This is a genomic window from Candidatus Phyllobacterium onerii (assembly GCF_028331445.1).
Taxonomy (GTDB): Bacteria; Pseudomonadota; Alphaproteobacteria; order Rhizobiales; family Rhizobiaceae; genus Phyllobacterium; species Phyllobacterium onerii.
The window spans coordinates 222,350-235,144 of record NZ_JAQMHX010000003.1 but is presented as its reverse complement, the minus strand read 5'-3'; the positions used below and the strand labels follow the sequence as shown (position 1 = coordinate 235,144).

Sequence of the window (12,795 nt, the reverse complement as noted above, 5' to 3'; positions counted from 1 at the left end):
AATATAGGCCGAGTGATATTGCGTCCTTTGGATTTACGGCATACCCATTTTGATTGAGACGACTCTTTGACTTGAGCACACCCTGACAACCGCCGGCACGTTCGCAGCCGCATGTCAGAGATCATTCGATCCTGATTGAGCTTGGAAAAGGACCCCCGCCCCATGGCAATCACTCTGACAGCCGTTGTTTTCCTCTTGATCGCTGCGGCGCTGGGTGCCGGTGGTGTCTGGCTCGCGGTGCTTGGTGGCAGTTGGTATTATATCCTCGCTGGGCTGGCTTTCCTGGTAACCTCCTATTTTCTCTTCCGGAAACGCGCCTCGGCGTTGCTTGTTTACGCGATCCTGGTGATCGGTACGCTTGGCTGGGCTATCTGGGAGATCGGCTTTGACTGGTGGCAGCTCGCGCCGCGCGGCGGTGCCATCATCCTGCTCGGGCTGTGGTTGCTGACGCCGTGGATTCGCCGTGGATTGAATGCCGGCACTGGCGCACAGCGCACTTCGTGGGGGCCGGCCGTTCCGCTGCTTCTTAGCGTCCTCGCCGCACTTGTTGTTGCCGGCTACTCCATGATTGGGGATCCGAAGCAGATCACAGGCGAGCTCAGCAAGGAGGTTATCGCAACCGAGCCAGATCTTGGCGGCAACGTTCCCGCCGATGATTGGCACCAATATGGTCGCACACCCTATGGCCAGCGCTATTCGCCGCTGAAGCAAATTACACCAGACAACGTCAATAGTTTGCAGGTTGCCTGGACCTACCAGACCGGCGATGTGAAACTCCCCGATGATGTCGGTGAAACCACCTATCAGGTGACACCCCTGAAAGTGCGCGACACACTTTATATCTGCACGCCGCACAATTGGGCCATCGCGCTCGATGCAGCGACGGGCAAGGAAAAGTGGAAGTTCGACCCGAATGTCGGGCTCAATCCTGATCGCCAGCACCAGACATGCCGCGGCGTCTCCTACTATGCCGATCCGGCTTTGCAGCCCGGCCAACCTTGTGCGGAACGGGTCTATCTTCCGACCTCAGACGCGCGATTGATTGCCCTTGATGCGGCAAACGGCCAGATCTGCCCCTCCTTCGCCGACAAAGGCACGTTGCACCTCGAAAAGGGTATGCCCTACAATCCCGCCGGCTATTATTATTCGACATCACCTCCCGTCGTCGCCGCCGGCAAAATCATCGTTGGCGGCGCGGTCAATGACAACTACTCGGTGCAGGAACAATCTGGTGTCATTCGTGCCTTCGATATCAATACGGGGGCGCTTATCTGGAATTGGGATTCAGGCAATCCCGACGTGACGACGCCCCTGCCGGAGGGCCAGACCTATACCCACAATTCGCCCAACAGCTGGTCGGTCTCAAGCGCCGATGAAAAGCTTGGGCTGCTCTTCGTGCCGCTTGGCAACCAAACGCCGGACCAGCTTGGTGCGGGACGATCGGAAAATGTCGAGAAATTCTCGTCGTCGATCGTTGCGCTTGACCTGAATTCCGGTCAATTGCGTTGGGTACGCCAGACGGTTCATCACGATCTCTGGGACATGGATGTTCCCGCGCAGCCGACGCTTCTCGATATCAATACCGCAACGGGCGCCATTCCAGCACTCGTCGGGCCGACCAAGCAGGGTGACATTTACGTTCTCGACCGGCGTACTGGCGAACCTATCCTGCCGATAGAGGAAGTCCCGGCGCCGACAGGTGCCATCGAGGGGGATCATACCGCTCCGACACAGCCAGTATCTGCTCTCAGCTTCATGCCGCAGCGTTTGACGGGCAAGGATATGTGGGGCGTATCGATGTTCGACCAGCTGGCATGCCGCATCGAGTTCCTCAAGCTACGCTACGAAGGCCGCTACACGCCGCCATCGCTACAGGGATCGCTGATTTATCCGGGCAATTTCGGCGTGTTCAACTGGGGCGGCATTGCTGTCGATCCCGGGCGCCAGATCATGTTCGGCATGCCGACCTATCTTGCCTTTACCTCAAAGCTGGTGCCGCGTGCTGATGTTCCGCCGCCGGGCGACAACACCAAGGGCAGTGAGCAGGGCCTCAATCGCAATGAGGGCGCACCCTATGCGGTCATCATGGGGCCGTTCGTTTCGCCGCTCGGCCTGCCTTGCCAGGCTCCGCCATGGGGCTATGTGGCCGGGGCCGACCTGCGCACCGGCAAGATCACCTGGAAACACCGCAATGGTACTGTTCGGGATTCGTCGCCGCTGCCATTGGCGTTCGAGGTCGGCGTTCCGGGTATTGGCGGTCCGATGATCACCGCCGGTGGCGTCGCTTTCCTCGGTGCTGCCGTGGATGATTACCTGCGCGCCTATGATGTCACGAGCGGCAAGCAGCTTTGGGAAGCACGCCTTCCGGCAGGTGGCCAGTCGACGCCCATGTCCTTCGCTTTGAACGGCAAGCAGTATGTCGTCATGGTCGCCGGCGGGCACGGTTCTGTCGGGACAAAACCCGGTGACTATGTCATCGCCTATACCCTGCCATGATAGTTGACGTTTTTAACGTTGCGGGAGCTTCAGGGGAGCTCCCGTTTTCACGGTGCGGATGGCGAAATTCGAACGGATGTCCGCGACGCCCGGAAGCAGCAACAGCTTTTCGGTGAGAAACCGCTCATAGGCGCTCAGATCCTCGACAACCACCTCGGCGAGAAAATCCGCAGTCCCGGAGATGAGGAATGCGGCTGTCACTTCGGGCATGGCAATGAGCGCCGCCTGTTGCGCGTCCGAATTTTCGCGACTGTGCTGCCCGACCTTGATTTCAACGAACACCGTCAAGCCGAGGCCGACTTCCTTGCGGTCAATATCCGCGCGGTAACCGCGGATGACCCCGGCCTTTTCCAGATTGCGGATACGGCGCAGGCAAGGCGAGGGCGAAAGATTCACCTTTTCGGCTATCTCGACGTTGGTCGCCCGTGCATCCTCCTGCAGCGCTTCGAGTATCCCAATATCAAATTTGTCCAGGTTTGGCATAAACCGCCTAATACTCCTATGAAACTTACCGAATATTGCTGAAAGTGTATCCATAGTAGCATCAACTTGCAAGGACATGCTCATGCCATCGGCGCTATCCTGCCTTTCAACCGAAGATGTTCGGGCAATTTGAAAGGAAGTTCCGATGGTTGCTCTCAGTCCAGAATTCAGGAAATCCAATTCCCTCGCCACCGGCTATGCGGGTGCGCTGGTCACCGTTTTCATCTGGGCGACGTGGATCATTGCCACTCGCCACAGTAGCGGCACGCATCTCGGCACGATCGATCTTGGCCTCATCCGCTACGGTGTTCCGGCATTGGTCCTCGCACCGGTGTGGTTGAAGACAGGACTTATCCCTCGCGACGTTCCGCTCGCCCTTCTGACGATCATGGTCTGTGGTGCTGGTGCGCTGTTCTTTCAGGTCACCACCTACGCCATCCATTCGACGCCCGCTTCGGCCGTCGGTGTTCTCCTCGGCGGGTCCATGCCGCTTGCTGCCGCGCTGATTGGTGTCGTTGTGTTCGGCGAGCGGCCGGATCTCACGCGCTGGCTGGGCCTCGGCTCAATCGTCGCCGGTCTTGCCATCCTTCTCGTACTTGCCCTGAACAGTCATGAAATCACCTGGGTCAGCTTTGTCTTCCTGCCGCTCGGTGCCTTGCTCTGGGCCGGCTATACCCATGCATTCAAGCGCTCCGGTTTGACCGCACTGCAGGGCGGTGCGCTGATCGCGGTCTGGTCTTTCCTCATTCACGTTGGCCTCGCGCTCACCTTCGGCTCCACGATTCTCGAGGTCCCACTGCCTGAACTCGGTTTGCAGTTCCTGAGCCAGGGTGTCCTGTCGGGTCTTGCCGCGATGTTGGCCTACGGCATTGCCGTCCGTTCCCTTGGTGGCAGCCAGGCCGCCGCCTTCAGTGCACTGACGCCGGTTCTGGCTGCCCTTGGCGGTGCCATATTCCTTGACGAGCCGGTCGGCGTCTGGGAGATTGTGGCAGCACTTATCACCGGACTTGGCGTTGCCCTTTCAACCGGTATCCTTTCGCATCGCGCCAAGGGCTGATGCGGGGGACGCGCGCCTCGTCCTCCACGTTAGGGTCAGGACCCATTAATATGATTGAAATGGCGTCTGAAACGGCAAGAAGATGCGAGGAGAGTTGCGATGGGCGGGGTCTTCCCCCCGTCCAAGCGGTTCGACACTGCAGCTTGCAGCCGTTTCGGCGTCCGGAGGATAGGGTCCATTTGCCCGGCAACGTCGTCGCAAAGGCTCGACAATGGATAAACATTGCCTTCGCCTTTGCTCCTTGTATCCGAACAAATGGCCGCCTACCATTTCGACCAGATTAATGAGTCCTGGCCCTAGAGGAAACAGTTATGAACAAGCCGACAATCACCCAAGCGATGGTCGAGGCCTACGACGAATATACCCACCTGTCGCTTGACCGCCGCGCCTTCATGGAAAAGTTGACCAAGCTCGCGGGTTCCGGCGCTGCTGCCGCCGTCATCGCCCCGATGCTGGCGGCAAATGCCGCACAGGCCGGAATCATAGCTGTCGATGACCCAAGGCTTCGCACCAAGGACATCGTTTTTTCGTCATCCGCAGGAGACATCAAGGGATATCGGGCAAGCCCGGCCGAACGCTCGGGCAAGCTCCCGGCTGTCATCGTCATCCATGAGAATCGCGGCTTGAACGAGCATATTCGTGACGTTGCCCGCCGCATGGCGCTCGAAGGTTTTGTCGCGCTGGCGCCGGACCTGCTTTCCGCATCTGGTGGAACGCCCGGCGATGAGGACAAGGCGCGGGATATGATCGGAGCGCTCGACCCAAAAACTGCGATTGCAGAAGGCATTGCGACCATCGAATATCTCAAGCAGGACAAAGGGACCACCGGCAAAGTCGGCGTCGTCGGCTTTTGCTGGGGCGGCGGCATGGTGAATGATCTTGCCGTCAACGCACCCGATCTCGGCGCCGGTGTGGCGTATTATGGCCGTCAGCCAAAAGCCGAGGACGTTGCCAAAATCAAGGCCCCGCTGCTTTTGCAATATGCCGGTCTCGATACACGGATCAATGCAGGTATCGATGCCTACAAGAAGGCTCTCGAACAAAACGGCAAGAGCTTCGAGATCCATATTTATGATGGCGCGAACCACGCTTTCAACAATGATACGTCGGAAGCCCGCTATGACAAGAAAGCGGCGGATCTCGCCTGGAGCCGGACGGTAGCCTTCTTCCAGAAGAATCTGGCGTGAGGACTACGAAAAACAAAAGCGAAACCAAAAGCTTGCGGGACCGTTCTAAGGCCACTACTTCTTTTGAAAGAAGGAATGACCCGATGCGAATTGTTACCCTCGCCTTAAGCGTTGCGCTTATTTTGCTGGCAAGCGTCCAGTTGGGCCTTGCACAAGAGCGGGTTTTTCCCGGCGGTTCCGGTGTCGGGCTCGTGCCTCCTCCCGGTCTGGTCCTGTCTACCAATTTCAGCGGGTTCGAAGATGCCGCCAAAGGTACATCGATCGTTCTGACGGAACTGCCGGTGGACGCCTATGCTGAGCTCGCGGCAAAATTCAATCCCGATGGTCTGCGCGCGACCGGTATCGAGGCTGGCCAACCGGAAGATTGGCCTGTCGAAGGCGCTGTGGTCTCAAAACTCATTCGCGGCAGCCAGGTCGCAGCTGGGATCAAATACCGGAAATGGGTGGTCCTGGTCGGTGCCAAGACGACAACTGCCATGGTGACGGTACAAATACCCGACGGCGTCCAGGGAGGCTTGTCCGATGCGGATGTCGAAACCGCCCTGCGCACCATCACGATCCGCACCCCGCCGAGCCTCGAAGAGCAGGTCGCTGCCTTGCCGTTCAAGGTGTCCGATACGGCCGGGTTTCGCCCGGTGCGCGTGATAGCAGGGGCGACTTTTCTTTTGACCGAGGGCCCGAATGATGTCGCGGCAAACTCGATGCAGCCCATCATCATCATTGCATCCAATCTCAATACTGCGCCGGAAGCATCGGCGCGGATGTCCTTTGCCAAACAGGCATTTGCCTCATTGACCGGTATCAAGGACGTGCAGTCGGACAACGAGACGAGCTCTGAAGAAAATGGCGCCGAATGGGTCGAGATCGACGGGAGTGCCAAGGATGCTGCCAGCGGAGATGCGCTATACGTTGCACAAATTGCTCGTTTTGAAACAAGCCGTTACGTGCGCGCCATCCTGATCGTGCGGAGTAGCGAGAAGGACAAGTTTTCTGATCGTTTTCGAAAACTAGCCAAATCCCTGACGATCAACTAAAATTGGCCATGGAGAAAAGCTACCGACTCACCAAGAACGAGATACGGCCATTGATCCGCAACTATGGCGGTTGCATTGCGACGGATACGATCACGATCGATGGCTATCCGGTACGCTTCATGTACCGCGAGGATCCTGACAACGAGATGGATAGCGGTTGGCGGTTTCTCTCCGGTTTCGAGAGCGACGACTATATGGAAGACCCGGACAATAGCGGCATCTTCGAGGTCAATACCATCGCCAATTACGATCCCAGCATCATTCCGCTTCTGGATGCACCTGTCGGCAGTGTGTTCGAAAAGACCGGCGAGCAGGAGCGCTTCATCCCCGTCACCGATTGGCAGCCGGGCGAAGACGATGATGAGGATGACGACGACAATTAGATCCCGCCTTTTCGCATGCGGGAAGTCGCCACGGTAATCACACAGAGTTACAACTGGACAAGTCGTGTGCATTCCCCGAAAATGCACGCGTGAAGACGTATATTGAAGGGTGGAACTGGAATGGCATTGGCAGATGCGGGCGCTTTGCTGCGCAACGAAAACGGTATCGCGACGGTTGTTTCTATTCTGAAGAAACGCTTCGGCGATAATGCGCAGTCTGGCAAATCCATTCGCGAACAGCACGCGCATACGACGAGCTACGTGCCGAACCAGGCGCCGGATCTGGTTGTTTTCGTTGAGTCCGCCGAGGATGTTCAGGAGATAGTGCGCCTGTGCAGTGAATGGGGCGTTCCGGTGATCGCGTTTGGAACAGGCACTTCGCTCGAAGGTCATGTCAATGCGCCGGCCGGCGGCATTTCCATTGATCTTTCGCGTATGAATCGCATTCTCAAGGTCTACAGCGAAGATTTGAATGTCGTTATAGAACCGGGGGTTACGCGCAAGCAGCTCAACGAATATCTACGCGACACCGGTTTGTTCTTCCCCATCGATCCCGGCGCGAATGCCAGCCTCGGCGGTATGGCGGCGACGCGGGCTTCGGGCACCAATGCCGTGCGCTATGGCACGATGCGCGAGAACGTGCTGGCACTGAAGGCAGTGATGCCGGACGGACGCCTGATCACCACGTCGAAGCGGGTGAAGAAAACGTCGGCAGGCTATGACCTCACACGTCTGCTCGTCGGGTCGGAAGGCACACTTGGTATCATCACGGAATTGACGCTGAAGCTTTATGGCATTCCGCAAGCGATTTCCGGGGGAATATGCGCTTTTCCAGATCTTGAAAGCGCTTGCAACGCGGTGATCGAGACCATTCAGATGGGCATACCGGTCGCGCGTATCGAATTGGTCAATCAGCTCGAAATGCAGGCGATGATCGCCTATTCCAAGCTGGATTATGAGCCTGCACCCTATCTCTTCCTCGAGTTCCACGGCAGCGAAACCAGCGTGGCCGAGCAGGCGGAACTCTTCGGTGAAATTGCCGCTGCCAATGGCGGCGGTGAATTCAAATGGACAGCCAATGCAGAAGAGCGTGAGAAGCTCTGGTCGGCGCGTCACAATTCCTATTTCGCCTGCATGACGCTCGCGCCTGGAAAGCAGTCGCTTTCGACCGACGTGTGCGTGCCAATCTCCCGCTTGGCGGAATGCATCGTCGAGACCGAGAAGGATATTGAGGAGAGCGGGCTGATAGCGCCCATCGTCGGTCATGCCGGCGATGGTAATTTCCACGTGCTCGTGCTTTTCGACGAGAAGGACCCGGCCGAGATCCAGAAGGTCGAGGCCTTTGTCGAGCGCCTCAATCTGAGGGCGATCGCCATGGATGGAACCTGCACGGGTGAACACGGCATCGGCCAAGGCAAGATCAAGTTCCTTCGGGCAGAGCTCGGCGGTGCTGTCGACGTGATGGAAGCGATCAAGCGCGCAATCGATCCGGATAATATCATGAATCCCGGCAAGATCTTACGTCTATAGGCTCGCAGATTGATTCCGGGCGCTAAACCATTGTGTGAGCGTTACAAATTCACCGATGATCGAAAGTTTTCGGTGATGGATATTGCATGTTTATACCCATTTAGGTATAGCCTTGATTTAGGACATTTGTATGAAGAAGCTGTTCTGGATCGGGTCAGCGAAGAAGGATCTGATAAGTTGCCAATGCAGGTGCAGGATACGTTCGGCTATGCATTGCACCTTGCCCAAACAGGCAGGAAACATAAGCAGACGAAGGCGCTGAAGGGCTTCGGTTCGGCAGGTGTTCTGGAGATAGTCGAGGATGCGGGCAATGCTACATTTAGAGCAGTCTATACTGTGAGATTTGATAACGCTGTCTATGTCCTTCATTGCTTTCAGAAAAAATCGACAAAGGGCATCGCGACACCGCAACCAGACATGAATGTGATACATGAACGACTGAAAGTGGCGGAAGCACATGCCAAAGGAGAGCGGAGTGACTGAGATCAAGGAAAGTAGCGGTAACATCTATGCCGATCTTGCAATGGATGATGCGGACGAAATGCTTGTAAAGGCACAGCTGGCAACCAAGATAGGCGAAATTGTCAAAGCCAGGAAATGGAGCCAGCAGCAGGCCGCTGACGTGCTTGGTCTTACACAGCCGAAACTGTCCCTGATGCTACGCGGACAGTTCCGAGGCATCAGTGAAGCGAAGATGCTCGAGTGCCTGACACGCCTCGGGCGCGATGTACAGATTGTCGTCGGCCCCGCGCGCCGGAAGACGACAGCAGGTCGCGTCGCAGTTGTCTTCGCGGCATAGGATCGGAGTAGGACACTGGCACGCCTGTTCGTATTTATCGGCGGATTATTGGTACTGGTGCTGACAGCAGCGCTGGTTGTGCCTTACTTTGTCGATTGGGCCGGTTACCGCTCCTCCTTCGAGCGCGAAGCTTCGGCGCTGCTCGGGCGCCCTGTGACAGTTGCAGGCAGCGCCAGCGCGCGGCTCCTGCCGTTTCCGTCTGTGACGTTTTCCGATGTCAAGGTCGGTGATCCGGGTTCCGAGCCGGTGATGACGATCGAGAAGTTTTCGATGGATGCTGAGCTTGCGCCATTCGTGCGTGGCGAAATCCTGATCTTCGACATGCGGATCGAGAAGCCGACGGCAAAGGTGGCCATCGACAAGAACGGCGTCATCGACTGGGCGATCCGGCCGCGCGCGCCGTTCCACTCGGCGCAGGTCAGGCTGGAGGATATGCGCATCACAGATGGCTCGGTGGTCATTCGCGATGCCTCGACAGGAACCACCCGGACGATTGGAAACCTTAACGCGTCATTGTCGGCAACCGACCTGTCCGGGCCCTGGAAATTTGATGGAACGCTGTTTTTCAACGGCGCAAAGACGGCTGTCTCCGCTTCGACGGGCGCTGTGAAGCCAGATGGGACGCTCAACGTCCATGCACGCGTTTCGCCCGACCGGATTCCGGCGGCATTCGAGACAGACGGCGAGTTGACCGTGAATGAAGGTGTGCTGAAATATGCCGGCAATATCGACATTCGCTCGGCTGACGAGGTGGCCGACGGTGCCAAGACTGCCGGGAAAACCGAAAAGCCGCTGCTTTCCAGCGTTCGCGTCACCGGGCGTTTTGAAGCCGATCACGCCAAGATCAACATCCCCGAATTTCGCATGGAACAGGGGACTGTGGACGATCCCTACATCGTTAATGGCAACGCGCTTTTCGATTACGGCAATGATCCGCGTTTTGAAATCAAGGCGGACGGACAGCAGGTCACGTTTGCCAATCAGAATGAACAAGCCAAAGGCACGACGCCCAAACCGGCCACCGCATCGGAACGGATGGGTGTGTTCCGGCGCCTGATGGATCAACTGCCAATACCGACTGTTCCCGGCACGATCGACCTCAAACTTCCTGCGATCGTCGCGGGTGATACGACGATCCGCTCGGTAACCATCGATGCGGCGCCGTCGAACGGGGCTTGGCAGATCAATCAGGTCAAGGCCGAACTGCCAGGGCGTACCCAGTTTGAAGCCAAGGGTACATTGCAGGTCGGGGACGATTTTGGCTTTGACGGGCGGCTGCTGATCGCGTCACGTCAGCCCTCGGGACTCGCCGCATGGCTGACGGATTCCGTTGACGAGTCGATCCGGCGCTTGCCCGGAGCCGGTTTTTCCGGCGATGTGAGCCTGCATGACGAGTTGCAGAAGGTCGATAATCTCGAACTGGCACTTGGCGGCGCATCGCTCAAAGGCTCGCTGGTACGCAGCGCCAAAGGCGAATCCCTGCCGCTCACGCAACTGACGCTTGAGGGTGGGGCGCTCGACGCCGATGCGCTGGAGGCTTTTGCGGCGATCTTCGGCAATACTGGAACGCCATCCGCAAACGGTTCGCCGCAGTTGCGCGGCCAGGATCTCGATGTGCATCTGAAGGCGGGGCCCGTCACACATGACCGGCTGGTCGCGGAAACTCTTGACACGGCTTTCCGCCTGCGCGACGGCGTTTTCGATATTGATCGACTGACAATCGGCAATGTTGCAGGTACCACCATAACCGCGACCGGCAAGCTTGCGCCCTTCAAGGCCGAACCTTCAGGCTCGCTCGACTCGACCATTCTTTCCGATAATCTTGCCCCTTTTATTGCGGCGATGACCGAGAGGTTTCCGGATTTCCCGTTCATCAGGACCTTGAGCGAGAACGCCGCCCGGTTTCCGGGTCTCTTCGAGGAGACCAATCTCAATGTCATTGCAAACACTTTGCATGGCAAAGGCGGATCCGAGTTCTCTTTGAGTGCAGCCGGTAAAACCGGGGGGATGGACGTAACCCTCTCCGGCACGACCACGGAAAGCGCCGACAAGTTGCGCTCGCTTGAGCTGACGATGGATGCGCGTAGCGCACAGGCGGAGACGCTGATGGCATTGATAGGGCTCCCGGCGCTGCCACTCGGCATGGCGGGCGAACTGGAGGCCGACCTCGCGCTGAAAGGCAATGAAAGGGATGGCCTCCAGACACAGCTTTCGCTGAAGTCCTCGGATGGACAGGCGCTTGTCGACGGCAGTTTTCGGGACATTGGCGGCGAGCTGAGCGGCGAGGGCCGCGCCTCGATCAAGGCAGCAGATCTCGAATCATATATCGCAACGGCAGGTTATTCATTGCCCGGCTTTGGCAATGGCATGCCCGTGGACATCGCAAGCAGTTTCCAGCTTTCGAAGGGTAAGCTGACCTTGCCCGATTTGAGCGGCGAAGTGAGCGGCAGGAAGATCGCTGGCCGACTGGGCTTCGATGTCGAGAACGGCATACCGGCGGCGCAAGGCGATCTGACGCTCGCACAGCTCGACCTTCCGTCATTGGCGCAATTCATGCTGGGCACGAATGCGCTCGAAACTGAGGGTCGCAATGTTTGGCCGACGGAGAACTTCGCGGCCGCACCGCTTTTTCCGGTAAATTTCAACGTGAAAATCAATGCCGCGGAGGCCCCGGCGGGGATTCTTGGCACGATGGGCAAATTCCAGACGATTGCTATCCTGAAAGACGGCTCGCTTCGTCTCGACGATGTAAAAGGTGATCTGCTTGGCGGCCAGGTCCACGGTATGTTCGAATTGCGCAATACCAGCGGTACCGGTCTTGCGACCGGACAATTCACGCTCGACCAGACGGCTCTCGAGGCCCTCTACAAGCCCGATGAAGACCAGACGCCGCTGAAGGGCAAGGCGAAGATATCGGCCTCCGTCAATGCGACGGGTACTTCGATCGCCGAGATGATGGAATCTGTCGCCGGTTCGGGCGTGGTCTCGGTCGCGGATCTTGCGATCAACGCAATCAATCCTGGCGCGCTGAAGCCCATTCTTCAAGCGGCGGACGCGATGGAGGGACCGGTCGCCGCCGCAGCCGTGACTGCCACCATTGGCAAATATTTGCATGAGGGCACGTTCAATGCCGGCGCTGCGGAATTTGCCTTCACGATTGCCGGCGGCATGGCGCGGACCTCGACATTCCAGCTCCAAAGTGAAGCCGCAACGCTGGCTGCTGATCTGCGGCTCAATTTTTCCAACATGAGTATTGCATCGCAAGGGCGTTTTACCTTCGATCCCGGCAAGGCCGTGGTTGCCGGAGCCGATCCGCTTGTCGAGTTCAGTCTGGCCGGTCCGTTGGACAATCCAAAATTGGCTTTGAACCGGCAACCGCTTGAACAGTTCCTGACCCAGCGCACCCTGGAGCGCGAACAGCAGCGCGTGGAAACCATGCAGGCCGCGCTTGTCGAAAAGCAGCGTCTGCGCCGCGAGGTGCAACTCTATCAGGCCCGCGCGAATGAGCGTGTGCGGCTTGCCGAAGAAGCCCGGCTCAAGGCCGAACAGGAAGCACGTGCAGCTGCTGAACGCGCCGAAGCTGAAAGGCTCGCCGCAGAGCAGCGGGCTTTGGCGGAAAGACGTGCAGCCGAGCAGGCGGCACAAAAAGCGATCGAACAATCGCAACCGGCACCAGCCCCGGCTGCGCCACAGACGCAAACGCCACCCGGACCGGGTGGCGCTGCAGCAGCGCCGCAGGGCACTGGAGTGCTCGACAAGCAGTCAGTCGATGAGTTCCTGAAAACGCTCGAGCCGAAGTCCCTGGACCCGAAGATTCAGTAACGCC

The 12,795-nt window shown here is 58.0% G+C and carries 10 protein-coding genes; 9 read left to right on the top strand and 1 reads right to left on the bottom strand.

Going from position 1 to position 12,795, the window contains the following annotated elements; genetic code table 11:
- Positions 1–162 precede the first annotated feature (162 nt).
- Positions 163–2,496 (top strand): glucose/quinate/shikimate family membrane-bound PQQ-dependent dehydrogenase, encoded by a 2,334-nt coding sequence (locus tag PHA01_RS09185; protein ID WP_271894692.1) that lies wholly within the window; start codon positions 163–165, stop codon positions 2,494–2,496.
- 12 nt (positions 2,497–2,508) lie between these two features.
- On the opposite strand, the gene PHA01_RS09180 is transcribed toward PHA01_RS09185, so the two are convergent.
- A complete protein-coding gene (locus tag PHA01_RS09180; RefSeq protein WP_112530060.1) occupies positions 2,509–2,979 on the bottom strand; it encodes an Lrp/AsnC family transcriptional regulator in 471 nt (156 codons plus the stop codon).
- Between the two features lie 145 nt (positions 2,980–3,124).
- On the opposite strand from PHA01_RS09180, the gene PHA01_RS09175 reads away from it, so the two are divergent.
- The 8 genes from PHA01_RS09175 to PHA01_RS09140 all read left to right on the top strand — a co-directional run bounded on the left by PHA01_RS09175 (position 3,125) and on the right by PHA01_RS09140 (position 12,791).
- Positions 3,125–4,036 carry a DMT family transporter gene (locus PHA01_RS09175; protein ID WP_271894690.1) on the top strand — a complete coding sequence of 304 codons (912 nt, stop codon included), beginning with the start codon at positions 3,125–3,127 and terminating at the stop codon, positions 4,034–4,036.
- A gap of 311 nt (positions 4,037–4,347) precedes the next feature.
- Entirely contained in the window at positions 4,348–5,223 is an 876-nt protein-coding gene (locus tag PHA01_RS09170) for a dienelactone hydrolase family protein (RefSeq protein ID WP_224508532.1), read from the top strand.
- An 83-nt stretch (positions 5,224–5,306) separates the two neighbouring features.
- Positions 5,307–6,257 (top strand): hypothetical protein, encoded by a 951-nt coding sequence (locus tag PHA01_RS09165; RefSeq protein ID WP_271894689.1) that lies wholly within the window; start codon positions 5,307–5,309, stop codon positions 6,255–6,257.
- An 8-nt stretch (positions 6,258–6,265) separates the two neighbouring features.
- Complete coding sequence (locus PHA01_RS09160; protein WP_112530052.1) at positions 6,266–6,640, top strand: DUF2185 domain-containing protein; 375 nt, start codon at positions 6,266–6,268, stop codon at positions 6,638–6,640.
- Between the two features lie 120 nt (positions 6,641–6,760).
- A complete protein-coding gene (locus PHA01_RS09155; protein ID WP_210000494.1) occupies positions 6,761–8,170 on the top strand; it encodes an FAD-binding oxidoreductase in 1,410 nt (469 codons plus the stop codon).
- 75 nt (positions 8,171–8,245) lie between these two features.
- Positions 8,246–8,653 (top strand): type II toxin-antitoxin system RelE/ParE family toxin, encoded by a 408-nt coding sequence (locus tag PHA01_RS09150; RefSeq protein WP_334312015.1) that lies wholly within the window; start codon positions 8,246–8,248, stop codon positions 8,651–8,653.
- On the top strand, positions 8,646–8,969 hold the full coding sequence (locus PHA01_RS09145) for a helix-turn-helix domain-containing protein (protein ID WP_271894687.1): 324 nt from the start codon (positions 8,646–8,648) through the stop codon (positions 8,967–8,969). Before PHA01_RS09150 ends, PHA01_RS09145 begins: the two co-directional genes overlap by 8 nt.
- A 15-nt stretch (positions 8,970–8,984) precedes the next feature.
- A complete protein-coding gene (locus PHA01_RS09140) occupies positions 8,985–12,791 on the top strand; it encodes an AsmA family protein (RefSeq protein WP_334312014.1) in 3,807 nt (1,268 codons plus the stop codon).
- Positions 12,792–12,795 lie beyond the last annotated feature (4 nt).